This is a genomic window from Dawidia soli, from assembly GCF_018598185.1.
Lineage (GTDB): Bacteria > Bacteroidota > Bacteroidia > Cytophagales > Cyclobacteriaceae > Ohtaekwangia > Ohtaekwangia soli.
The window spans coordinates 17608-40284 of record NZ_JAHESC010000007.1; the positions used below are offsets into that span (position 1 = coordinate 17608).

At 54.1% G+C, this 22677-nt stretch carries 23 protein-coding genes; 19 read left to right on the forward strand and 4 right to left on the reverse strand.

Annotated elements, in window-relative coordinates; translation table 11 throughout:
- Nucleotide 1: 1 nt before the first annotated feature.
- The 3 genes from KK078_RS06605 to KK078_RS06615 form a co-directional block, all read right to left on the reverse strand.
- Entirely contained in the window at nt 2-448 is a 447-nt protein-coding gene (locus KK078_RS06605) for a MarR family winged helix-turn-helix transcriptional regulator (protein WP_254089461.1), read from the reverse strand.
- A 112-nt stretch (nt 449-560) separates the two neighbouring features.
- A complete protein-coding gene (locus tag KK078_RS06610) occupies nt 561-1136 on the reverse strand; it encodes a YceI family protein (RefSeq protein WP_254089462.1) in 576 nt (191 codons plus the stop codon).
- Nucleotides 1137-1281: 145 nt separating this feature from the next.
- The gene (locus KK078_RS06615; protein WP_254089463.1) at nt 1282-2004 is read right to left on the reverse strand and encodes a tRNA1(Val) (adenine(37)-N6)-methyltransferase; all 723 of its coding nucleotides are present in this window, start codon (nt 2002-2004) and stop codon (nt 1282-1284) included.
- Between the two features lie 35 nt (nt 2005-2039).
- On the opposite strand from KK078_RS06615, the gene KK078_RS06620 reads away from it, so the two are divergent.
- On the forward strand, nt 2040-3053 hold the full coding sequence (locus KK078_RS06620; protein WP_254089464.1) for a Gfo/Idh/MocA family protein: 1014 nt from the start codon (nt 2040-2042) through the stop codon (nt 3051-3053).
- 1 nt (nt 3054) lies between these two features.
- Here the strand turns inward: KK078_RS06620 and KK078_RS06625 are convergent, their stop codons facing one another.
- Nucleotides 3055-4437: a serine hydrolase domain-containing protein gene (locus tag KK078_RS06625; protein WP_254089465.1), complete on the reverse strand. Its 1383-nt coding sequence runs from the start codon at nt 4435-4437 to the stop codon at nt 3055-3057.
- 84 nt (nt 4438-4521) lie between these two features.
- On the opposite strand from KK078_RS06625, the gene KK078_RS06630 reads away from it, so the two are divergent.
- The 18 genes from KK078_RS06630 to KK078_RS06715 all read left to right on the forward strand — a co-directional run bounded on the left by KK078_RS06630 (nt 4522) and on the right by KK078_RS06715 (nt 22673).
- On the forward strand, nt 4522-5331 hold the full coding sequence (locus KK078_RS06630; protein WP_254089466.1) for a TIGR02757 family protein: 810 nt from the start codon (nt 4522-4524) through the stop codon (nt 5329-5331).
- A 273-nt stretch (nt 5332-5604) separates the two neighbouring features.
- The gene (locus tag KK078_RS06635; protein WP_262898612.1) at nt 5605-6855 is read left to right on the forward strand and encodes a c-type cytochrome; all 1251 of its coding nucleotides are present in this window, start codon (nt 5605-5607) and stop codon (nt 6853-6855) included.
- A 45-nt stretch (nt 6856-6900) separates the two neighbouring features.
- Entirely contained in the window at nt 6901-9999 is a 3099-nt protein-coding gene (locus KK078_RS06640; RefSeq protein ID WP_254089467.1) for a TAT-variant-translocated molybdopterin oxidoreductase, read from the forward strand.
- Nucleotides 10000-10058: 59 nt separating this feature from the next.
- Nucleotides 10059-11435, forward strand: coding sequence for an NrfD/PsrC family molybdoenzyme membrane anchor subunit (gene nrfD / locus KK078_RS06645; RefSeq protein ID WP_254089468.1), 1377 nt, complete (start codon nt 10059-10061; stop codon nt 11433-11435).
- A gap of 22 nt (nt 11436-11457) precedes the next feature.
- Nucleotides 11458-11988, forward strand: coding sequence for a DUF3341 domain-containing protein (locus KK078_RS06650; protein ID WP_254089469.1), 531 nt, complete (start codon nt 11458-11460; stop codon nt 11986-11988).
- 16 nt (nt 11989-12004) lie between these two features.
- A complete protein-coding gene (locus KK078_RS06655) occupies nt 12005-12631 on the forward strand; it encodes a c-type cytochrome (RefSeq protein ID WP_254089470.1) in 627 nt (208 codons plus the stop codon).
- A gap of 45 nt (nt 12632-12676) precedes the next feature.
- Nucleotides 12677-14104: a quinol:cytochrome C oxidoreductase gene (locus KK078_RS06660; RefSeq protein ID WP_254089471.1), complete on the forward strand. Its 1428-nt coding sequence runs from the start codon at nt 12677-12679 to the stop codon at nt 14102-14104.
- Between the two features lie 15 nt (nt 14105-14119).
- A complete protein-coding gene (locus tag KK078_RS06665) occupies nt 14120-15190 on the forward strand; it encodes a cytochrome c oxidase subunit II (RefSeq protein ID WP_254089472.1) in 1071 nt (356 codons plus the stop codon).
- A 33-nt stretch (nt 15191-15223) separates the two neighbouring features.
- Nucleotides 15224-17131, forward strand: a complete 1908-nt coding sequence (locus KK078_RS06670; RefSeq protein WP_254089473.1) for a cytochrome c oxidase subunit I — start codon at nt 15224-15226, stop codon at nt 17129-17131.
- An 88-nt stretch (nt 17132-17219) separates the two neighbouring features.
- Nucleotides 17220-18233 carry a COX15/CtaA family protein gene (locus KK078_RS06675; RefSeq protein WP_254089474.1) on the forward strand — a complete coding sequence of 338 codons (1014 nt, stop codon included), beginning with the start codon at nt 17220-17222 and terminating at the stop codon, nt 18231-18233.
- A complete protein-coding gene (gene cyoE / locus KK078_RS06680) occupies nt 18230-19126 on the forward strand; it encodes a heme o synthase (RefSeq protein ID WP_254089475.1) in 897 nt (298 codons plus the stop codon). Before KK078_RS06675 ends, cyoE begins: the two co-directional genes overlap by 4 nt.
- Nucleotides 19127-19145: 19 nt before the next feature.
- Nucleotides 19146-19730: a cytochrome c oxidase subunit 3 gene (locus KK078_RS06685; protein ID WP_254089476.1), complete on the forward strand. Its 585-nt coding sequence runs from the start codon at nt 19146-19148 to the stop codon at nt 19728-19730.
- A gap of 71 nt (nt 19731-19801) precedes the next feature.
- On the forward strand, nt 19802-20548 hold the full coding sequence (locus KK078_RS06690; protein WP_254089477.1) for a cytochrome c oxidase subunit 3: 747 nt from the start codon (nt 19802-19804) through the stop codon (nt 20546-20548).
- Between the two features lie 36 nt (nt 20549-20584).
- The gene (locus KK078_RS06695; RefSeq protein WP_254089478.1) at nt 20585-20926 is read left to right on the forward strand and encodes a cytochrome C oxidase subunit IV family protein; all 342 of its coding nucleotides are present in this window, start codon (nt 20585-20587) and stop codon (nt 20924-20926) included.
- An 81-nt stretch (nt 20927-21007) separates the two neighbouring features.
- Nucleotides 21008-21508, forward strand: a complete 501-nt coding sequence (locus tag KK078_RS06700) for a hypothetical protein (RefSeq protein ID WP_254089479.1) — start codon at nt 21008-21010, stop codon at nt 21506-21508.
- Nucleotides 21509-21516: 8 nt separating this feature from the next.
- On the forward strand, nt 21517-22062 hold the full coding sequence (locus tag KK078_RS06705) for a DUF420 domain-containing protein (protein WP_254089480.1): 546 nt from the start codon (nt 21517-21519) through the stop codon (nt 22060-22062).
- A 10-nt stretch (nt 22063-22072) separates the two neighbouring features.
- Nucleotides 22073-22330, forward strand: a complete 258-nt coding sequence (locus KK078_RS06710; RefSeq protein WP_254089481.1) for a hypothetical protein — start codon at nt 22073-22075, stop codon at nt 22328-22330.
- Nucleotides 22290-22673 (forward strand): DUF983 domain-containing protein, encoded by a 384-nt coding sequence (locus KK078_RS06715; protein WP_254089482.1) that lies wholly within the window; start codon nt 22290-22292, stop codon nt 22671-22673. Before KK078_RS06710 ends, KK078_RS06715 begins: the two co-directional genes overlap by 41 nt.
- Nucleotides 22674-22677 lie beyond the last annotated feature (4 nt).

The window sequence follows — 22677 nt, forward strand, 5'->3', positions numbered from 1 at the left end:
GCTAGCCGCGGCACTTGTCGAGCAGGTCGCTCAGCAGTTGCGCCTCATCGTCAGACAACGCAATGACGTGGTCAAAGGCTTGCTGGTCTTTGTCTACGTCTGCCAGCAGGCCCAGGCCTTTATCGGTAATGAGCACGTCGGCCGCGCGTTTATCGGAGGGGCATATCTTGCGTTCCACCAGCTCTTTTGCTTCGAGGCGGTCGAGCAGCCGCGACACATCCGAATTCTTATCCATCATGCGCATCTTAATGGCCGACGCCGAGATGCTCCTGGGATGTTGTCCGCGCAGAATGCGCAGGATGTTAAACTGTTGAATGGTGATGCCGAAGGGTTTCAGGAATTGTTGCTGAAGGTTACCGATCCAGTTGGACGTGAAGATCAGATTGATGACCGCCTTCTGATGGTAGTTCCGAAACTTGGGCTGGATGATCTCTTCTTCGATTTTCATAGTCAAGTGGGATAGTGTACTTAAAAAAAGGAAGAGCTGCAGGACGCCGGCTTTTCCTTCTACCGGCAATTTCATACGCGTACCGGCGTCCTGCAAGTTTTTTATAAACAGCTTACGCCGCTTTGTTCAATTCAAGCTTGCCGATGATCTCGACTTCGTCGCCAACGACCAGGCCACCCGCTTCAGTGGTTTTGCTCCACTTCAGGTTGTAATCCTGGCGGTTGATCTTGCCGTTCACTTTAAAGCCGGCCTTCTCGCCGCCAAAGGCTTTTGCCGTGCCACCGTATACCACATCCAGGGTTACGGGCTTGGTCACGTCGCGGATGGTCAGGTTGCCTTTCAGCACATACTTGGCGCCTTGCTTCACCAGGTTGCCTTTGAATTTGATCTCGGGATATTTCTCTGCATTGAAGAAATCGTCCGACATCAGGTGGCCGTCACGTTTTTCGTCGTCGGTGTTGATCGAGGAGACCTTTGCCGTGAACTCTACATCAGCGCCGTTGAAGTCGGCGGCCTTGCTCACGACCTTACCTTCAAATTCCTTGAAGTTACCTTCGACTTCCGATACGACTAAGTGGGCTACGCTAAAACCTACTTTTGAGTGAGGTTTGTCAATGTTCCAGGTGGTTTGCGCGAATGCAGTGCCGGCGAAGGCTACAGCGACCAATAAGGTGCTTACTTTTTTCATATGGTATTATGTTTTTATGGTGTTGTCCCTATAACGCAAATAGGTATTTAGATGTTTAAACATCTAAATATTATTTTATAACACCTTGAAAATCAACCTATAATTTTCTCCATTACCTTATTTTTCAGGTGTCAGGTCTTGCTGACTAAGCATTAAGATAGAACTCTTTTGTGAGTTTACGGTAATAATCGGACCAATCCGTTCCCTGATCGTAGAGCAAAATCTCGCCGGTCTCGGGTTCGGCGCCGGATGTTGCCCGCGAGAACTCCAGCAGCCATCGTTCGATGGGCTTCTCGCGGCGTGTGCGGAAGCTCCACTGCCGGCTGCACCGCAGTCCGCGGGCTGCGGCCAGGGTGATGAACTGCAGTCCTTCGGTATAGGGCAGAATGGTGTGAAAGGTTCCGTCCTCCGTGAGCAGGTCCCCGACGGCGTCTAACAGCTGCGGGTAGGAGAGTGTGACGGTGTGACGCGATTGTGTGCGCCGCGCGTCGGGCGACTCCTGGCTTTGCATGAAGTACGGCGGGTTGGATACGATCGCATCGTATTTCATACCGGGCCGGAAGTCCTGGATGGCCGAAGTATAGACGTTCACCTTGGCGGGCCACGGCGAGGAGTCTACATTTTCGCGGGCCAGCTCGGCCTCGGTGGCTTCGAGCTCGATCGCATCGATGACGACGTCGGGCGCCGAGCGTTGTGCCAGCATGAGTGCGATCACGCCCGAGCCGGTGCCGATGTCGAGTATATAGCGCGCGGCATCGATCGCGGCCCACGCACCGAGCAATACGCCGTCGGTCCCGACCTTCATCGCGGCTACGTCGTGCCGTACAGAGAAGTGTTTGAAGTGAAAGTGTACTCCGCTTTTCGCCATAGCGTGAATATTCCTAATTTACAACGAAACATCCAATGGAAGAAAAGAAAATTGCCCGGGAAAAAATCCGGTGGGGCATTCTCGGCTGTGGCAAGATCGCCCATAAGTTTGCCAACGACCTGAAGCTTGTAGACGACGCCGTGCTCGTGGCCGTGGCGGCCCGCGACGAAGCACGCGCCCATACCTTTGCGCAGACCTATGGTGCCACCGACATCCATAGCACCTACGAAGCGCTGGCGTCCAGCCCGGCAGTGGACGCGATCTATATTGCCACCCCGCACGGGTTTCATTATGAACATACGATGCTCTGCCTGCAACACCGCAAGGCCGTGCTCTGCGAGAAGGCCTTTGCCTTGAACCGCGCGCAAGCCCAACGCATGATCGACTATGCACGGGCACAAGGTGTCTTTTTGATGGAAGCGTTCTGGACCCGGTTCCTGCCGCAGTATACCCGGGTGCTGGAGATCGTCGACAGCGGCGTGTTGGGGGAGATACAATGGATCCAGGCTGCCTTTGGTTTTCGGCCGCAGCCGCCGGTGGCCTCACGGTTATACGATCCCGCCCTGGGTGGAGGCTCGCTGCTCGACATCGGTATCTACCCGGTGTTTCTCGCGCAGGCGATCCTGGGAAAGCCGGTGGCCATTCAGGCTATGGCGCGGTTGCATGACACGGGGGTGGACGAGCAGTGTGTGATGTCGCTGAAGTTTGCCAACGGCGCTTTGGCCTCGCTGTCCAGTACGTTCGTGGCCGAAACGCCGGTGGAGGCTGTCATTGCCGGCACGGAAGGACGGCTGTTGTTAAAGAACCGCTTTCACAATGCCGTCAGTACGGTGGAATTGGCGATGGGCAAAGAAGATCCGAAGCCCGTGGAAGTACACCGCGAGACAGGTTATGGTTACCAGTTTGAGGCACGCCACGTCAACCAGTGCCTGCGGCAGGGACTGACCGAGAGCCCCGTCATGACGCATGCGGATAGCCTTGCGTTGCTGGAGACACTGGACGCCATCCGGCGCGTGGCCGGCATCCGGTACGCCGTGGACGCCGGCTGAGCTACGGCACGGCTTTCATTACGGCGCTTGCCAGCGCGGGCAGACTGAAGTTCCGGTTGTGGGTCACCCCCAGCCGCACGATCACCAGCTTTTTAGACGGAATGATCAGCACGGTGTTTTCTTCGAAGCCGTCGAACAGGATCGCTTCATTGGGCAGCCCCGGATATTTTACGTTTGTCGAATCGTTCGCCGCGCCGCGGTTCAGCCAGATCTGCGCACCGTACTCCTGTCTGGGAGCGGTACCGTTGGGCGTGATGGAATATTTGACCCAACCCGCCGGCAGAATGCGTCGGCTTTCCCATACACCATCGTTGAGGTATAACATCCCCAGGCGGGCCCAGTCGCGTGCGCTGGCATATGAATACGATGATGCCACGAAGGTGCCCGAGGCGTCGGGCTCGATGATCGCCGTGTGCATCCCGATCGGGTAGAACAGCTTTTCGTAGGGAAAGGCGTAATACCCATCTCCGGTCTTCTCGCGGATGATGCGCGAGAGGATGTTGGTGGTGCCGCTGGAGTATTGAAAGACGGTACCGGGTTCATGCTTCAGCGGTCGGCTTGCCGCGTAGGCGGCTTTGTCATCGCTCTTGATGAACATGCTGTGGAAGTCGGCCGTGGGGTTAAAATAGGTCTCCGACCAGGCGAGGCCGCTGCTGGCTTGCAGCAGGTTGTTGACGGTAATGTTTTTCCGGTCGTCGTGCTGCCACTCGGCCACCGGCGCGGGGTCTTCGGTACCGATCTGTCCTTCTTTCACGAGAATGCCCACCAACGCATTGGTTATGCTTTTTGTCATGGACCACCCCATGCACCGGCTGTTGAGGTCATAGCCGTCGGCATATTTTTCGGCGATGAGCTCGTTGTTGTACACCACCACCACGGCGTGGGTAAAGACCGGTTCGGCGGGATCGGCATCGGCAAAGGCATCGTCTACGGCTTGCTTGACGGCAGCGTAGTCTATATGGGCCGGCAGCGTGTCGCGGCGTATACGGTTACCGGTGGGCCAGTCAACGGTGTCGGGGTCGAAGGGTGGGGGCGCGGGCAGCCTGACGGGCTGACGGCGCACGTCAGCTTCCGGACGTTCCGCCAGCAACGTGCAGCCCAGGCCTTTGCGGAAGATCGCCCTGGCCGTACGGCCGAGCAATGAAGCCGACACGGTGGAGTCGGTATGGTTGATGTCCAGGGGAATGGAGGCCAACCCCGGAAACACCTGGAGCTCCTGCTGCACCACGCTCTCGGGGGTACGGCCGGTGACGAATACACACGAGCACATGGTTTTGGCGGCCATGCCGGTCATTACCGGCGGGAATGTAATGGCCAGGTAGCCGACGACGCCCAGGAGGATGACGAGCAAGGACAAGAGGACAATGCGTATAATTCGATTCATAACAGCGGTTAGTAGCGGAGCAAGATACAACTTTTGGCGGGTGTGGTTTCTTTCTTTAATCTTGCGCCGGAAGCTTTGAATGTTATGAGATCGCGCAAGCACGTGCACGGTAAGAAATGGGAGGCCGTACGGGATTTCCTGAATGAGAAGGTAGACCAGTACAACCACCCGGGGTTTATCGACAACGACCCGGTGTCGATCCCGCATAGCTTTCGACGCAAGCAGGACATCGAGATCGCCGGCCTCTTCGCCGCGGTGCTGGCGTGGGGCCAGCGCGTGACGATCATCAACAAATGCCGTCAGCTGATGAGCATGATGGACGACGATCCGCACCAGTTTATCCTGCACCATCGCGAGAAGGATCTTCGACCGCTCATGGATTTTAAACACCGCACATTCAACGGCACGGATACACTTTATTTTGTGGAGGCCCTGCGCTGGTATTATCAACAGCACAGCTCGCTGGAGGATGCTTTTTATGTGCCGGGCGCCGAGACGGTGGAGCAGGGGTTGAACCAGTTTCAGGAGATCTTCTTCAGCCTGGAAGATGCGCCGCGCCGCACGCGCAAACACATACCGGCCCCGGTGCGCAAGTCTACCTGCAAACGTTTGGTGATGTACCTTCGGTGGATGGTTCGTCAGGATAACAAGGGGGTGGACTTCGGTGTGTGGAAGCGGCTCACCCCGGCACAACTGGTGTGTCCGTGCGACCTGCACGTAGACCGCACGGCGCGTCGGTTGAAGTTGATCAGCCGGAAGCAAACCGACTGGGAGACAGCGCTGGAGCTGACCACGCATCTGCGGGCCTTCGACGCTGCAGACCCCGTCAAATATGACTTTGCGCTGTTTGGACTGGGTATCGAAGAGGGATGGTCCAAGCAGTTTAAAGTGTAATATTCGCCGGCAAAAAGCCGCTTGTTTGAACACCGTTGAGGGATATTGAGGCTCCGTTATATCAATTCATAATGATTCTAAATTGCACTTTTTTAGGTCCTCCTATTCATTCCGTTTATACCTTCGCACGCGTTAATAAAAGCTGCGAAAAATCATCATTTGAGGTAAGATTTTCGATGGCATTTATTGCGCAACGATTCAAATAAATTTGAAAAAATGAGTTCCGATAGTAGATTTGTGCCGCTTGTTTTGAAAACGGACACTGAACCTAACATGATTAAAAAATTTACTGCCTCCGCTTGCAAGTTCACCTTAGTCGTCGTTTTCGCATTACTCACCTTCTCCACAAACGCTCAAAGTATTTCTACTGAACCTGCCGCGATCAGCGCAGGGGAGTCGTTGTTTAATGCGAACTGTAAGGCTTGCCACCGCGTACATCAAAAATTGGTTGGTCCAGCATTGGCCGGTGTGCACGATCGTGCACCTTCCATCGACTGGATCAAAGCGTTTGTAAAGAACTCTTCGAAGGTTATCGCCAGCGGAGACGAGTACGCAAACAAGCTGTACAACGAATACAACAAAACGCAGATGACTGCTTTCTCGTCTTTCAAGGACGAGGACATCATGAACATCCTGGCGTATGTAAAAGCGGAGACCGACAAACCGGCGACTCCGACGCCGACACCCGGTGTTGAACCTGCAGGTGGTGCTACTGCGGCGACGGGCGCATCGCTTCCTTCGGAATACCTCAACGTCATCCTGATCGGTATGATCGTCATCCTGATACTACTGCTCGTGGTGTTGGGCTTCCTGGTTTCCGCGCTGAAGCGTTTCCTCGACGACAAGCAACTTTCAGAAGAAGATAAAGAAGTCGTTTCCTCGACGATCACGGTCGGATCGATCACCCGTAGCAGCGGTTTCATCTTTGTCGTGGTGTTCCTGGTGGCTGGCTTAGGCTTCAAGGCGGTGATCAACAACCTGTTTTCGATCGGTGTGCAGATCGGCTACGCACCCAAGCAACCGATCGCCTTCTCGCACAAGATCCACGCCGGTCAATTAGAGATCGACTGTAAATATTGCCACGTAGGCGTGACCAAAGGCAAGAGTGCCACGATCCCTACGGTGAACATCTGTATGAACTGCCACAATCAGGTGAAGTCCGGCGCCACTACCGGCGAAGGCGAGATCGCCAAGATTGTCAAGGCATGGGAAACGAAGAAGCCGATCGAGTGGATCCGGATCCACAACCTGCCCGATCTGGCGTACTTCAATCACTCACAACACGTAAGCGTAGGCGGTGTGGAATGTCAGACCTGCCACGGACCGATTGAAACCATGGATGTTGTTCGTCAGCATTCCTTACTGACCATGGGCTGGTGTATCGATTGCCACCGGAAGACAGACGTCAATTCCAAAGGCAATGCGTATTACGACAACCTGGTCGAGCTCCACAGTCAATCGAAGAAGACGCCTATGAAAGTGGAAGACATTGGTGGCCTGGAGTGCTCGAAGTGTCACTATTAATAATATAAGGAACAATTACGATCAACGATTCGCGATAAACGATCTATGGAAGAGTCTAAGAAGATATATTGGAAAGGCATTGAGCAGTTAGCGAACCATCCTGAGTTTGTAAAGCACGCTCATAACGAATTTGCTCCGGGCCCTGAGCCGGAGGAAGATCCGGGCCACTCGCGCCGGGATTTCCTGAAGATGATGGGTTTCGGTATGTCTGCTGTAGCGTTGGCCGCGTGTGAGGCTCCGATCCGCAAGGCGATCCCGTATATCAATAAACCCGTAGATCTGGACCCCAGCGTTCCGAACTACTACGCATCTACCTATATTAACGGTGGTGACTACGCCAGCATCGTGGTGAAAACCCGCGAGGGCCGCCCGATCAAGATCGATGGCAACGCGCTGTCATCTGTGACCCAAGGGGGTACAAGCGCACAGGTAGAGGCCTCCGTACTCTCTTTATATGATAACGCCCGCCTGCGCGGCCCCAAGATCGGTAAAGACAAGATCAGCTGGGAAGACCTTGATAAACAAGTTATTGCAAAGCTGAAAAGCATTGCCGCACAAGGTGGTCAGATCCGCATTGTGAGCAATACCATCATCAGCCCCAGCACCAAGGCTGCCATCGAGAAGTTCAAGGCAACATACCCTACTACGCAAGTAGTACAGTATGACCAGACTTCGGCCTTCGGTATTGTGAAAGCGAACGAAGAGTCTTTCGGTGCCGCGATCATTCCTTCTTACGATTTTAGCAAAGCAAAAGTGATCGTAGGGGTAGCCGCTGACTTCATTGGCAGCTGGGTATCGCCGATCGAATTCACCAAACAATATGCCCTGACGCGCGAGGTGACGGAAACCAAGCGTGAAATGTCACGTCACTACCAGTTCGAGTCGATCATGTCGATCACCGGTGCGAACGCCGACTACCGCGTGCAGATCAAGCCTTCGGAAGAAGGTGCTGTCGTGACGCAACTGTACAACCTGCTCGCCGCAAAGGCCGGCCGCCCGACGGTAACGGGGGGTGTAGACAAACCGAACCTGGGCAAAGCCGCCGAAGAGCTGTGGGCAAACCGCGGCGCGGCGCTGGTGGTAGCCGGTTCTAACGACAAGGCTATCCAGGTGATCGTAAACGCGATCAACGACATCCTGGGCAGCTACGGCACGACGATCAACACCGCGCTGCCGGTGAACTATCGTCAAGGTGACGACCTGGCCATGGCCAACTTTGTAAATGAACTGGAAGGCGGCAAGATCGATGTCGTCATCTTCTATAATTGTAACCCGGTATACGATCATCCGAGCGGCGAGAAGATCGCAGCGGCCCTGAAAGCGCTGGCGCTTTCGGTCGCGACAGCCTACAAGGAAGACGAAACCGGCACGTTGACCAACTACCTGGCACCCGACCACCACTTCCTGGAAGCATGGAACGATGCCGAGCCCAAACCCGGTCATTACAGCCTGGGCCAGCCGGCCATCACGCCGATCTTCAAGTCGCGTGCTGCACAGGAAAGCTTCCTGATCTGGAGCGGCGAGACGAATGTTGATTATTTCGAAGTAGTAAAAAATAACTGGAAGAACTGGTTCTATACCGGCCAGACGCTGGATTTCCAGAGCTTCTGGGATAAATGCCTGTACGACGGCGTGTTTGAGAAACCCACTACGCTGATGGCCACGACGCCGACCTTTGGCGGCAACGTATCGGCAGCAGCATCGGCTATCGCCAGCAACTACAAGACCAGCCAGTGGGAGCTTGTGCTCTACGAAAGCGGCAACATCGGCAACGGCTCACAAGCCAACAACCCGCTGCTGCAAGAGCTTCCCGACCCGATCACCAAGGCTACCTGGGATCACTACGTAACCGTATCGCCGAAAGACGCGAGCGGCATTGACTTCTCTGAAAGCATTACCAAATACTATACCATCACGGCAAACGGCAAGACCGTGAAGCTGCCGTTGCTGGTACAACCCGGCCAGACGCCCGGCACCATCGGTATTCCGGTGGGATACGGTCGTACCAAGGCGGGCAAAGTAGCCGACAACATCGGTGAGAACGTATACCCGATGGTAACCATGGTGAACGGCTCGTTGAGCTACAACGCCGTGGACGTGAAGTTCGAAGCTACCACCGAAACCTATCAGATCGCACAGACCCAGACGCACAACACGTACATGGGCCGTGAGACGGTCGTACAGGAAACCATCCTGGAGTCGTTCAAGGACAAGCACTGGGAGCGTGAGTTCCAACCGTCGGTTGCTACCTGGATGAAAGACGACCACAAAGCCAAGCCCGATGAGCTGAACATGTGGAAAGGTCACGAATACAAAGACCACCACTGGGCGATGTCCATCGACCTGAACACCTGTACAGGTTGCGCTGCTTGCGTGGTAGCCTGTAACGTAGAAAATAACGTATCGCTGGTAGGTCGCGAAGAGGTGATCAACCGTCGTGAAATGCACTGGCTGCGGATCGACCGCTACTACAGCAGCGATGCTCCTGCCGATGATTGGGCGGGTGTGGAAGTGGCCGCGGAAAACCCGGAAGTGGTATTCCAGCCGATGCTTTGCCAGCATTGTAACAACGCGCCTTGCGAAACGGTATGTCCGGTGGCTGCGACGACGCACAGCACCGAAGGTCTGAACCAAATGACCTACAACCGTTGTATCGGTACCCGCTATTGCGCAAACAACTGTCCCTATAAAGTACGTCGCTTCAACTGGTTCAAATATCACGACAACAAACAGTTCGAGGTATCGAACCCGGCGATGAACACCGACCTCGGCAAGATGGTCCTCAACCCCGACGTGACGGTACGTTCACGCGGTGTGATGGAGAAGTGCTCGTTCTGCGTGCAGCGCATCCAGGGGGGTAAACTGAACGCCAAGAGAGAGAAACGCAAGCTGAAAGACGGCGATGTCGACACCGCGTGTGCCGCAGCCTGCTCGACCGGCGCGATCGTCTTCGGTGACTTGAACAACCCGGAAAGCCGGATCTCGAAACTTCTCAAGATCCGTCCGCAAGATCCCAAGCACCCTTACAAGATGGACAAGGTTGCCGACAACCCGCGCGCGTACCGTGTGATCGAAGAGATCGGCGTGAAGCCGAACATCTGGTACCTGACGAAAGTACGGAATAAAGACAGCGCGAAAGCGTAATCGTTCGGGTAACGACAACATAAGAGAGAGTAAAAGAAAACGGAAAAATTTTTAGATAAATGCAAGTTTTTTCATCAGTTCGCGACCCCCTGGTAACCGGCGGGAAAACCGTAGGAGATGTATCGCACGATATCTCCCGGCACGTAGAAAACAAGCCGCCACGCTCGTGGTGGCTGGCGCTCGCGATTTCCCTCGTGGTACTGGCCTATGGACTTTACTGTGTATGCACCGTACTCTGGAACGGTATCGGCGTGTGGGGTCTGAATAAGACGGTAGGTTGGGCCTGGGACATCACCAACTTCGTGTGGTGGGTAGGTATCGGTCACGCCGGTACGCTGATCTCCGCGATCCTCCTGCTGTTCCGTCAGAAGTGGAGAATGTCCATCAACCGTGCCGCGGAAGCGATGACGATCTTTGCCGTAATTTGCGCCGCTACCTTCCCGTTGATCCACATGGGCCGTCTCTGGCTGGGATTCTACTGGGCACTGCCGCTGCCGAACGCATTCGGTTCCCTGTGGGCGAACTTCAACTCGCCGCTGTTGTGGGACGTGTTCGCGATCTCGACCTACTTCACGGTATCACTCGTATTCTGGTATATCGGTCTGATCCCTGACTTTGCCACCATCCGCGACCGTGCTGTCGCACAAGGCAGCATGCTCCGCGCGCAGATCTACAATGCGATGAGCTTCGGCTGGCAGGGTGGAGCCAAGACCTGGATGCGCTACGAAGCTGTAGCCCTGATCCTGGCGGGTCTCTCTACGCCGCTCGTACTTTCCGTTCACACGATCGTATCGATGGACTTTGCGACGTCGGTTATTCCCGGCTGGCACACCACGATCTTCCCGCCGTACTTCGTTGCGGGTGCGATCTTCTCGGGCTTCGCGATGGTATTGACACTGCTGCTCATCACCCGCGTGGTATTCAAACTTGAAGACTACATCACCATCTACCACATCGAGCTGATGAACATCATCATCATCGTAACGGGTTCCGTGGTGGGTATCGCGTATATCACCGAGCTGTTCATCTCCTGGTACTCAGGCGTTGAATACGAAGGATATGCTTTCTACAACCGTGTACAAGGCCCTTACGCCTGGTCATACTGGTCGATGATGACGTGTAACGTGATCTCTCCGCAGCTGTTCTGGATCAAGAAGATCCGTACCAGCATTGTGGCGACATTCGTACTGTCGATCGTCGTAAACATCGGTATGTGGTTCGAGCGTTTCGTGATCATCGTGACCTCGCTGCACCGCGACTACGTGCCGTCGAGCTGGACATACTTCCACCCGACCAAGTACGACATCGGTGAGTACCTGTTCACCTTCGGTCTGTTCTTCACCGCGTTCCTGCTGTTCGCCAAGTTCTTCCCGGTCATCAACATGGCCGAAGTGAAGAGCATCGTGAAAACTGACTCTGAAAAAGTATCGCATTAAGCCTTAAATGATCTAGTAGAAAATGAATGCAGATAAGAACTTTTTAGTAGGCGTATTCAACGACGAGGTGGTCCTGCTGGACGGCATTAAGAAGGTACGCACGAGCGGGCTGAAGATACACGAAGTATTTTCGCCGTTCCCGGTACACGGCATTGACGATGCCCTCGGCCTGAAGCGTTCGCGCCTGCCGCGCGCGGCGTTCCTGTTCGGCCTGACCGGTACGACCCTGGCCCTTACCATGCAGATCTGGATGCTGGGTTATGACTGGCCGATGATCATCGGTGGTAAGAACTACGCGTCCCTGCCGCCTTTTATCCCGGTTACGTTCGAATTGACGGTACTGCTGTCGGCCCTCGGCATGGTGGCGACCTTCCTGATCGTAAGCGATATGAAGCCGTACAAATGGCCCCGGCAGTTCGACATCCGCAGCACGGACGACAAACACGTGATGGCGATCGACCTGGCGCTGAACAGCGGCAAGAGCAAAGACGAGATCGCCCGCATCCTGCGCGAGGCCGGCGCTTCTGAAGTGAACGAAAAGAATTTTGAATAATCATAGTATACTAACCATGCGTTTTGTAAAAAACTTGTTTGTGGGAATGTCGGCCGCCATGCTTCTGGCTTCATGCGGAGCAGGTGGTGATAACCAGGGTACGGAATATGCCCCCAACATGTATCACTCAGTAGCCTATGAGCCCTATAGCCAGATCGTTGATGAAGACGCCGGACGTTGGGTAACGTCGATCGAATATCCCGACGGTCACGCCGAGTTCTTCAACTCCAATAAATTGAACGGTAAGCATCGCATGAACATGCGCGAGCTGCCGCCGAACACCGTGCCCCGCAACAAGCACGGCTGGTTACCGTACCGCCTGGGCAAGGACAGCCTGGCGTTTGCCGCCGCTACGCTGAAGAACCCGCTGGACTCTACCGCGGCGATCGTAGGCGAAGGCAAAGTGCTGTACGAAACGTACTGCGACCACTGCCACGGCCCGAAAGGCGAAGGCAACGGTAAGGTAGCCGACAAATATGCGGGCGTTCCGAACTACAAGTCTGATGCGTTGAAGAGCATCAGCGAAGGCCACATCTTCCACGTGATCACCATGGGTAAAGGCCTGATGTGGTCGCACGCTTCGCAAATAAGCGTTGAAGACCGCTGGAAGATCGCCAAGTATGTGAAGACGCTGCAGAAATAGAAGTAAGAGAAAAAACGATAACCGACCACGGATAACGATAAAACAATGGCTCATCATCACGTAGAAGTTGCTGACGAACAGTATGTATTCAGACCGGAGACCAAGCGGAAGCTTTTCTACCTGCTCTTTGCAGGTATTCTGCTCTTCGCTATCGGCCTCGGGTATGCAATATCGCAAGAAGGTAAAGGTGGGCACCACGAAGAGGGGCACCACGGGGCTTTACACACCGAGAAAATGGTCGCCAGCAATGAGCACGGTGCGGCCGCTTCTGAAGGCGCACAACACGACGAACATGCGGCGGCATCCGAAGGCCATGGGCACGATGTCCATGGCGGCGGCGAGCACCACGAAGCACCTACCTGGCGGAAGCGGTTGTACACCACACTGTGGCAGAACAACGTCTTCTTTATCGGTCTCGGTCTCATCGGTTTGTTTTTCGTAGCCATCCAGTACGCTGCCATGGCCGGCTGGTCGGCCGGTGTGAAGCGCATTGCCATGGCCATGGGCACGTGGATCCCGATCGCGGGTATCCTGACCCTCGTGCTCTGGTTCCTGACGCACCACGACATCTTCCACTGGACGCACAGCTACCTGTACGACCCCAACGGCGGGCAGTTCGATAAGATCATCAACAAAAAGGCGCCGTTCTTTTTCTGGCCCCTGGCCGGCGGTACTTTCCCGCTCTTCTTTATCCTTCGCATGGTCCTTTTCTTTGGCCTGTGGTATTATTTCTTTACCCGGATCAGAAAGAACATGATGGCGGAAGATCTCGATCCGTCTACCGAGTATTGGTACAAGAACCGCGTCGTTTCTACCGTGTTCCTGATCGTCTTCGGCGTGAGCTCTTCGATTGCCGCATGGGACTGGGTGATGAGCATCGACACGCACTGGTTCTCGACGATGTTCGGTTGGTATGTATTTGCCAGCTGGTGGGTAACGGCCCTGGCCGCGATCACCTGGATTGCCGCCAGCCTGAAGTCGGCAGGATACCTGAAAGTGGTGAACTCGAACCACCTGCACGACCTCGGTAAATTCGTATTTGCTTTCTCGATCTTCTGGACCTATATCTGGTTCGGTCAGTTCCTGCTGATCTACTACGCCAACATCCCGGAAGAAACAGTATACTTCATCGAGCGTATGCGGACCAGTCCTTATAGCTGGATCTTCTACCTCAACATCATCGTAAACTTTGTTCTTCCGTTCCTGCTTCTGATGACGCGTGATTCAAAACGTCAGCTGTCTACCCTGAAGCTGGTTTGCCCGATCGTTATCGTAGGACACTGGTTTGATTTCTTCAACATGGTGACTCCGGGCGTGATGCAACACGACGGCGGCGTCGGTTTCCTGGAAATCGGCACGTTCCTGATCTTCACAGCAGTGTTCCTGCTTGTGGTTCTCAGCAGCCTTACGAAGCTGCCGCTGGTTGGTAAGAACCATCCGATGTTACAAGAAAGTCTTGGTCACCACATTTAATTTATAGAAAGCGCTATGATGAGTTTGATTATTGTTCTGGGTGTTGTTCTGGTTCTCGGAATTCTATTCCTGATCTTCCGGATAAGCACTTTAGTAGGCATCGCGAGAGGTAAGAAGGAGGAGTATGTAAGTCCCAGCAACGGGGTACATGCCGTGCTCTTTATCGTCTTCCTGGTGTTGAGTCTGGCACTTTTCTTCTGGTATTCGTTTACCCGTTTTGATCTGTATACGTTGCCGATCGCTTCCGAGCACGGCAAGAAGACCGATGGTCTGTTCTGGATCACGATGGCGATCACCGTGATCGCGTTCGTGATCATCTCGATCATCATGTTCGTGTTCATTTACCAATATCGTTACAACCCGGCCCGCCGCGCGAAGTTCTTCCCGGACAACCACTACCTGGAGCTTACCTGGACGATCATACCCGCCATTGTGCTGGCCCTGTTGATCTTCACGGGTCTGCGCACCTGGAACGAGATCACTGCGCCGGCGTCAAAAGATGCCGAGGTGATCGAACTGATCGCGCAGCAGTTTGCCTGGACCGCCCGTTACCCGGGTGTGAAAGACCAATCGCTGGGCAAGGTGAACTACAAGCTCATCGACGCTGTAAACGAATTTGGTCTGGACCTGAGCGACAAGAACTCGTTCGACGATTTCAAGTCTCTGGAACTGCACTTGCCGGTAGGGCAGGAGATCCTGCTGAAGATCCGTGCGAAAGATGTTATTCACAGCGTGTTCCTGCCGCACTTCCGCGTGAAGATGGACGCCGTGCCGGGTATGCCCACGCAATTTAAGTTCGTGGCAACCAAGACTACGGAGCAAATGCGCGACGAGCTCGGCAACCCGAATTTCAATTACGAGCTTGCCTGTACGGAGATCTGCGGCCGCGGACACTTCTCGATGAAGATGTCGGTAGTCGTAGAAGAGCAGGAAGACTATGAGCGTTGGAAGGCTTCACAAGAGGCCTGGCTGAAACAAAACCCCGACTACCTCAACAAGGTACCGGCGGAATTGAAGGAGGCAGCTATGATCAAAGCCGGTATGCAAGCTGATCCCGGTGCCGGTGTAGCGGTAGTGAAAGAATAAGAAGCAGTATTCCCATCAAGATTTAACAACGACATGGCAACAACCGATATCCACATTCACCAAGACGTACACCACCACGGCGATGGTCACGATCATGATCACGACCACGAGCACCACGGTGGAAACTTCTGGACCACGTATATTTTCAGCGAAGACCATAAGATCATTGGTAAGCAGTTCCTCATCACGGGTATCTTCTGGGCTTTGCTGGGCGGCTCGCTTTCGGTGATCTTCCGTCTGCAGCTCGGCTTCCCCGACATGAACCTGGAGTGGCTGAAGCCCATCCTGGGGGGCTGGATCACGCCCGAAGGTAAGCTCGACCCCGAGTTCTACCTGGCGCTGGTGACGATGCACGGTACCATCATGGTGTTCTTCGTACTGACCGCCGGTTTGAGCGGTACGTTCTCGAACTTCCTCATTCCGCTGCAGATCGGCGCCCGCGATATGGCCTCGGGCTTTATGAACATGCTGTCCTACTGGTTCTTCTTTGCTTCCAGCGTGCTGATGTTCATCTCCCTGTTCCTCGAGACCGGCCCTGCGGCCGGTGGCTGGACGGTATACCCGCCCCTGAGCGCGCTGCCGCAAGCCATTAAAGGCTCGGGCCTGGGGATGACCTTGTGGCTGGTCGCCATGGCATTGTTTATCGTGAGCTCGCTGTTGGGAAGCATCAACTACATTTCGACTGTGATCAACATGCGTACCCGGGGTATGTCGTTTACCCGGTTGCCGCTGACGATCTGGGCCTTCTTCTTTACGGCCATTATCGGTATCCTGTCGTTCCCCGTACTGTTTGCTGCGGCGTTGCTGCTGATCTTCGATCGTAGCTTCGGCACCAGCTTCTACCTGTCGGACATCTATATCGGTGGTGAAGCCCTCGCGCACGACGGTGGTAGCCCGGTGCTGTTCCAGCACTTGTTCTGGTTCCTCGGTCACCCCGAAGTATATATCGTATTGTTGCCGGCGCTGGGTATCTCTTCGGAGATCATTGCCACCAACTCGCGCAAGCCTATCTTCGGCTACAAGGCCATGATCGGTTCCATGCTCTTCATCGCCATCCTGTCGTTCATCGTATGGGCACACCACATGTTCGTGACGGGTATGAACCCGTTCCTGGGCTCGATCTTCATGCTGTTGACGCTGATCATCGCGGTACCGTCTGCGGTGAAGATCTTCAACTATGTAACAACACTGTGGAAGGGTAATATCGTATTTACACCCGGCATGCTCTTCTCGATCGGCCTGGTATCGTTCTTCCTGACAGGCGGTATCACCGGTATCTTCCTGGGTAACTCGGCCATCGACATCCAGCTGCACGATACATATTTCGTGGTCGCTCACTTCCACCTGGTAATGGGTAGCGCATCGTTCTTCGGTATGCTGGCCGGTATCTACCACTGGTTCCCGAAGATGTTCGGTCGCATGATGAACGAGCGCCTGGGCCAGATCCATTTCTGGATCACCTTCATCGGTGTATACATGGTGTTCTTCCCGATGCACTACATTGGTATCGCGGGCTTCCCGAGAAGATATTATTCCTGGACGAACTTCGAGACCTTCAGTGGTTTCGCAGATCTGAACATGCTGGTGTCTCTCGCGGCTATTCTGACACTGGCGGCGCAGTTCATCTTCCTGTTCAACTTCTTCTACAGCATCTGGCGCGGCCGTTTGGCGCCGGCCAACCCGTGGAACGCCAACACGCTGGAGTGGACCACCCCGCGCAACCCGGGTCACGGCAACTGGCCTGGCGAAATCCCGGCGGTATACCGCTGGCCTTATGACTACAGCAAGCCGGGCGCGAAAGATGACTTCATCCCGCAGACCATACCGTTCTCGGAAACGCCGGAATCCAACCTTCCGCACGAAACTGAGCTGATCAAGCTGGAAAGCACTTCGGGTGATGATATTATCATCCAGGGAGGCAAGCTGGAAGGCAACCATTAATAGATATTCATAGCAGGGTTCCAGGCTTCGCAGGGAAAGATGGCAACATCTTACCGGAGCCTGGAACCCTCAGTTTTTAAAACGATTCATGAGGTCCTTTCGAAGGCTGACGATTTCTACGCTGATCGCCGTCTATGTGCTGATCCTGGTTGGCGGTGTCGTGCGCAGCACCGGTTCGGGCATGGGCTGTCCGGACTGGCCGAAATGTTTTGGCCAGTGGGTACCACCGACGTCGGTAGAGGCGCTGCCCGAGAACTATAAGGACATCTATGCGGCCCATCGCGACAAGAAAAACCAGCGTTTTGCCCGGTATCTGCGCCTGGTCGGCATGCACGAGACGGCCGACAAGATCCTCAACGATCCGGCCGTATTGCGGGAGGGTGACTTTAATCCCACCAAGACACTGATCGAATACCTCAACCGCCTGACGGGCGTGGTGATCGGGTTTCTGATCTTCGCCGTGTTCATCTCATCCATTCGCTTTCGGCGCACCGAGCCCCGGATCACGACTGTATCGCTGCTGTCGTTTTTGCTCGTATGTTTTCAGGGGTGGATCGGCTCTTTTGTGGTCTCGACAAATCTTACGCCGTGGACCATTACCGTACACATGTTCCTGGCGCTGCTGCTGGTGGCGCTGTTGTTCTACCTGGTACACCGCAGCAGCTATGCTACGATGATCGAGTCGTCTACGGGCTTTTGGTGGCTGCTGGCGTGCATGGCCGTGCTGTTGGTACAAGTACTGCTGGGTACGCAAGTGCGCGAGGCCATCGACGAAGTAGCGGCGTATGCCGTACGCGAGCAGTGGATCGCGAACCTGGGCGATGCCTTTATTCTACACCGTTCGTTCTCGTGGATCGTACTGCTGTTGCATGTCGGATTAATCCTGAAATTGCGCAAAACAGAAGGGGCAAAAGCTTTCCTGCTTACCCTAATCGTGCTAATTTTGGGCACCATTTTAACGGGTGTCAGCATGGCCTGGTTTGCTGTGCCGCCGTATCTTCAGCCGGTGCATTTGCTGCTGGCGTCGCTTACGTTCGGACTCCAGTTCATGTTGCTGCTGAAGCTCAATAGAAAAGAAAAACCTGTAGCTGCGCTATCATGATTGCCGGACAAACGCATTTACTTTCAGGAGCGACGCTCGCGGGGGCCAAAGCCCGGGCGTATTGGGAGCTGTTGAAATTCAGACTTTCCTTCCTGGTCTCTTTTTCCTGCGCCTTTGGATATGTACTCGCGTCACCGCGAATCGACTGGTTTACGCTGGCCATGGTATTCGCCGGCGGCTTCCTGCTGTCGGGTGCTTCCGTCACGGTGAACCAGATCCTCGAGAAAGACCTCGATAAGCTCATGACACGTACGCAGGTGCGCCCGCTTCCCACGGAGCGGCTCTCCATCCAGGAGGCTATTGTTTTTTCGATCCTCTGCTTTGTCGCGGGTGTTTCCTTGCTGATCACCTTTACCAACCCGCTGACCACGGCGCTGTCGATCGTGTCGATGCTGCTGTATAGCTTTGTGTACACACCGTTGAAACGCGTAGGTCCGATCGCCGTATTTGTCGGCGCGATACCCGGCGCGCTGCCGCCGCTGCTGGGCTGGACCGCCGCCACCGGCAGCATCTCGCACGAGGCATTGATCATTTTCGGTATACAATTCATTTGGCAGTTTCCGCACTTCTGGGCCATTGCCTGGGTAGCGGACGAGGACTATAAGAAAGCCGGCTTTAAACTGTTGCCCTCCGGCGGGCAGAAAGACCTGAACACCGCCATCCAGATCATGATCTATACCATGTTCCTGATCCCGATGGGCCTGCTGCCGGCAACGTTCGGCATAACGGGTACCCTGTCGGCCATCGTGGCGACGGTATGCGGCGTGTTGTTCTTTGCGCAGACCTTTTCGCTGATGCGCTCGGGTGACCGCAAGGCAGCGTTGAAGATCATGTTCGGTTCTTTTTTGTATCTGCCGATGGTACAGATCGCATACTTGTTAGATAAACTTTGAGAGAGGGGAGGAATATACAATGGCAGTAGACATCAAGATCGTAGAAGAGGCCAAGCGGCCGTTGTCCATGAACCCGAGGAAGTTCGGGTTGTGGCTTTTCATGGCAACGGTGGTCATGCTTTTTGGAGCCTGGACCAGCGCGTATATCGTGAAACGTGGTGACATGGGCTGGTCGGAGATCATTTTGCCCGACCTGTTCTGGGTAAATACGGGTGTCATCCTGATCAGCAGCGGAACGATGGTGTGGGCGGTGCGTGCCGCGCGGCGCGACGTGGCCGAGCAACTGAAGATCGCCGTGGGAATAACCACCGTCCTGGGCATTGCATTTTTGATAGGTCAGCTGCTGGCATTCGACCAGATGGTTGCCCTGCATGAGCATTTTACCGGTGGACCGGTTTCTCATTCCTTTGTGTACGTATTAAGTGGCGCGCACGGGCTGCACGTGATCAGCGGGGTGATCGTCCTGGTGATTGCGCTGGTGGCCGCCCTGCGGGGACGCATACACCGGGGCAATATGGACACGCTCGAAATGTGTGCCACCTACTGGCACTTTTTGGGTGTTCTTTGGCTATATTTGTTCGTCTTTCTGTTGCTGAATAAGTAGCAAGGCGAGCGGGAAACGCAGTATTTAACCAACAGAAGATAAACTTTAAACCTGAAAATTTAACTTAGAATATGGCAAGTACCTCAGTAGCAACGGCTCCGGGACGGAGCGCCTGGGATGGCGGAGTATCACCCATGGGTGCCAGCTATGGCAAACTCATGATGTGGTTCTTTTTGCTGTCGGATGCTTTTACGTTTTCTGCACTTCTCATCACGTACGGCATGGTTCGCTCAGCGCACCCTGCGTATGAAGGCGCCGTTCATGCATTTAAGTTTTCAGCGAATTACTGGCCCGTTCCCGAGAAAGTATTCGAAGCGGTACCGTTCCTGCACGGAATGAGCCTGCCCCTGGTATTTGTGGGCATCATGACCTTCATCCTTATCATGAGCTCGGTAACCATGGTACTGGCGGTAGAAGCCGGTCACCGCATGGACCGCAAAGCTGTTGAGAAATGGATGTTGTGGACGATCGTAGGCGGACTTGCCTTCTTAGGCTGCCAGGCATGGGAGTGGTCACACTTTATCCACGGTGCAGAAACGGGCGATGCGGTAGCAGAAGGCACAACGTTCTTTGGCGCCAACCTCGTGAACAATCAGTACGGTCCCCGCGACTTTGCCGCATTCTTCTTCTTCATCACAGGTTTCCACGGTACGCACGTGTTCAGCGGTGTTTGCCTGAACTTTCTTATTTATTACAACACGGTGACTGGCGTCTACGATAGACGTGGTCACTACGAAATGGTGGAGAAAGTAGGCCTCTACTGGCACTTTGTAGACCTGGTGTGGGTATTCGTGTTCACCTTCTTCTACCTGGTATAATTCCGATCGATCAACGTCCTATATAACTGAACAGACATGGCACATTCTGAAGAAACTACACACGTTACCGTACTCCCTCCGGACACGGCGAAGATCAAAAAACTGTGGATGACGGCGCTCATCCTGTTGATCATCACGATCCTGGAATTTACCGTAGCCTTCACCATTCCGCACGAATACAAAGATCTGCGCGTATGGATCTTCATCGCAATGACGATCGTGAAAGCCGCGTATATCGTGGGCGAGTTCATGCACCTTCGCTACGAAGCAAAAGTGCTGATGTGGTCGATCCTCATTCCGCTGGTATTTATCGTATGGATGCTGGTAGCCTTTATTTACGAAGGTACTCAGATCTCTATCGCACGGTTCTTCCACTAATATGAAAGAATAGTATACAATGGAAGGCTTAGGTTCAACACTTAAGCCTTCTGTTTTTTCACGAGAGGAGAGAGGATCGTCATGAAAGGTAAAGGAATAGTTTTCTTGTTGGTGGCGTTGGTTTTGCCGAGTGTCATCTTTGTTTTTTTGAAATTCTTCGGCAAGAATGAATTTGCGGTCGAGCCGTTGTTCCAGGTGGCGCCGGCAGCCGGCGTGCCGATAGCATGCGGTCACGTGACGTTTCCCTACCACGTGCCGGACAGTGTGTTGCGGAATACGCTGCAACATAAAAAGATCGACACCGTCCTGCTGGTCGTGCTGGGTGAACTGGATAAGGAAAGTGGCACGCAGCTGGCGCGGATCGAAGAGACGTTTGGCGACAGTCGTTTTATGGAACGATTGACCTTTCCGAAAAAGGAGTTGGAGGAAATGTATCGTACATGTGTTTTCCTGCTGCCGGAATCCCATAACGTGGTCATGCTGGATGAGACCGGCACGATCCGTGGACAGTATAATGCGAGCGATCGTGAAGACGTCGACAGGCTTCTAACGGAACTCACAATAGTCTTTAAGAAATATTAATAGCTTTTATGGAACACGCGATTGAGATGGAGCAGAAGAAAGAGCCTTATAAAAAGTTGATCATTGCGTTGTCGGTTGTAATACCGGTAGCGGTGGCAGCGTTGTTCGGTGTAGAGAAGATACCGGGATACGACTTTTCATTCCTACCGCCCATTTATGCGACGATCAACGGTATCACCGCCGTGCTGCTGATTGCTGCCGTGGTGGCGATCAAGAACGGAAAGCGTATTCTACACGAGCGTCTGATCAAGGTTTGCATGCTCTGTTCGGCATCGTTTCTGGTGATGTATATCCTGTATCACATAACCAGCGACCCTACGCCTTACGGCGGCACCGGGCCCCTCCGGTATGTGTACTTCGTCATTCTGATTACACACATTCTGCTGTCGGTAATCGTCATTCCGTTCGTGTTGTTTTCGTATGCGCGTGCCCTGGCGGGCAACTTCGCCCGTCACCGTAAGCTGGCCAAGATAACATTTCCGATCTGGCTGTATGTCGCCGTAACCGGCGTGATCGTTTATTTAATGATCAGTCCCTATTATTCTCAACCTTAAAATAGGCCGTATGAAAAAGCATATCATCCTTTTCCTCCTCATCCTGGCGGGAAGCCTGCACGAAGTTGCGGCGCAGTGTGCCATGTGCCGCTCTACGCTGGAAAACAACTTCTCTAACGGACAGGCAGGCATTGCTGCCGGCATCAACACCGGCATATTGTACCTGCTGTGCATGCCGTATCTGGCCGTTGGCATCTTAGGATATCTGTGGTATAAATCAAGCCGTAATGCCCGAAAAGAGCTCACTGACAGCATTGCTGCAGGGTAATTGTCCCCGTTGCCGCCAAGGGAAGATCTTTACCTGGTCCATCCTCGAAAAGCCGGGGAAGTTTAACACCATGAACGAGTTCTGCCCGCACTGCGGTGTGCGGCTGGAGCCCGAGCCCGGGTTCTATCAGGGGGCCATGTATGTGGGCTATGGTTTCACGGTGGCACTCCTGGTCGCTTTCAGCGTTATCTTTTATCTGTTCTTCCCTGAAAAGTCCGAGTGGTTTCACATCGGTGTTTTTGTCGGCATCATGGTGCTGTTCATACCCCTGAACTACCGCTACTCACGCATTTTGTATCTTTATCTTTTCGGGGGCATCGGCTACGACCGAACCAAAAAATAGTCCG

What these genes read in the sequence shown, in the direction of transcription:
- KK078_RS06670 (WP_254089473.1), top strand. Translation starts at nt 15,224, where the DNA reads ATGGCAACAACCGATATCCACATTCACCAAGACGTACACCACCACGGC.
- KK078_RS06605 (WP_254089461.1), bottom strand. Translation starts at nt 448, where the DNA reads ATGAAAATCGAAGAAGAGATCATCCAGCCCAAGTTTCGGAACTACCAT.
- KK078_RS06690 (WP_254089477.1), top strand. Translation starts at nt 19,802, where the DNA reads ATGGCAAGTACCTCAGTAGCAACGGCTCCGGGACGGAGCGCCTGGGAT.
- KK078_RS06675 (WP_254089474.1), top strand. Translation starts at nt 17,220, where the DNA reads ATGAGGTCCTTTCGAAGGCTGACGATTTCTACGCTGATCGCCGTCTAT.
- cyoE (WP_254089475.1), top strand. Translation starts at nt 18,230, where the DNA reads ATGATTGCCGGACAAACGCATTTACTTTCAGGAGCGACGCTCGCGGGG.
- KK078_RS06640 (WP_254089467.1), top strand. Translation starts at nt 6,901, where the DNA reads ATGGAAGAGTCTAAGAAGATATATTGGAAAGGCATTGAGCAGTTAGCG.
- KK078_RS06695 (WP_254089478.1), top strand. Translation starts at nt 20,585, where the DNA reads ATGGCACATTCTGAAGAAACTACACACGTTACCGTACTCCCTCCGGAC.
- KK078_RS06655 (WP_254089470.1), top strand. Translation starts at nt 12,005, where the DNA reads ATGCGTTTTGTAAAAAACTTGTTTGTGGGAATGTCGGCCGCCATGCTT.
- KK078_RS06715 (WP_254089482.1), top strand. Translation starts at nt 22,290, where the DNA reads ATGCCCGAAAAGAGCTCACTGACAGCATTGCTGCAGGGTAATTGTCCC.
- nrfD (WP_254089468.1), top strand. Translation starts at nt 10,059, where the DNA reads ATGCAAGTTTTTTCATCAGTTCGCGACCCCCTGGTAACCGGCGGGAAA.
- KK078_RS06615 (WP_254089463.1), bottom strand. Translation starts at nt 2,004, where the DNA reads ATGGCGAAAAGCGGAGTACACTTTCACTTCAAACACTTCTCTGTACGG.
- KK078_RS06710 (WP_254089481.1), top strand. Translation starts at nt 22,073, where the DNA reads ATGAAAAAGCATATCATCCTTTTCCTCCTCATCCTGGCGGGAAGCCTG.
- KK078_RS06625 (WP_254089465.1), bottom strand. Translation starts at nt 4,437, where the DNA reads ATGAATCGAATTATACGCATTGTCCTCTTGTCCTTGCTCGTCATCCTC.
- KK078_RS06685 (WP_254089476.1), top strand. Translation starts at nt 19,146, where the DNA reads ATGGCAGTAGACATCAAGATCGTAGAAGAGGCCAAGCGGCCGTTGTCC.
- KK078_RS06700 (WP_254089479.1), top strand. Translation starts at nt 21,008, where the DNA reads ATGAAAGGTAAAGGAATAGTTTTCTTGTTGGTGGCGTTGGTTTTGCCG.
- KK078_RS06705 (WP_254089480.1), top strand. Translation starts at nt 21,517, where the DNA reads ATGGAACACGCGATTGAGATGGAGCAGAAGAAAGAGCCTTATAAAAAG.
- KK078_RS06630 (WP_254089466.1), top strand. Translation starts at nt 4,522, where the DNA reads ATGAGATCGCGCAAGCACGTGCACGGTAAGAAATGGGAGGCCGTACGG.
- KK078_RS06665 (WP_254089472.1), top strand. Translation starts at nt 14,120, where the DNA reads ATGATGAGTTTGATTATTGTTCTGGGTGTTGTTCTGGTTCTCGGAATT.
- KK078_RS06620 (WP_254089464.1), top strand. Translation starts at nt 2,040, where the DNA reads ATGGAAGAAAAGAAAATTGCCCGGGAAAAAATCCGGTGGGGCATTCTC.
- KK078_RS06635 (WP_262898612.1), top strand. Translation starts at nt 5,605, where the DNA reads ATGATTAAAAAATTTACTGCCTCCGCTTGCAAGTTCACCTTAGTCGTC.
- KK078_RS06660 (WP_254089471.1), top strand. Translation starts at nt 12,677, where the DNA reads ATGGCTCATCATCACGTAGAAGTTGCTGACGAACAGTATGTATTCAGA.
- KK078_RS06610 (WP_254089462.1), bottom strand. Translation starts at nt 1,136, where the DNA reads ATGAAAAAAGTAAGCACCTTATTGGTCGCTGTAGCCTTCGCCGGCACT.
- KK078_RS06650 (WP_254089469.1), top strand. Translation starts at nt 11,458, where the DNA reads ATGAATGCAGATAAGAACTTTTTAGTAGGCGTATTCAACGACGAGGTG.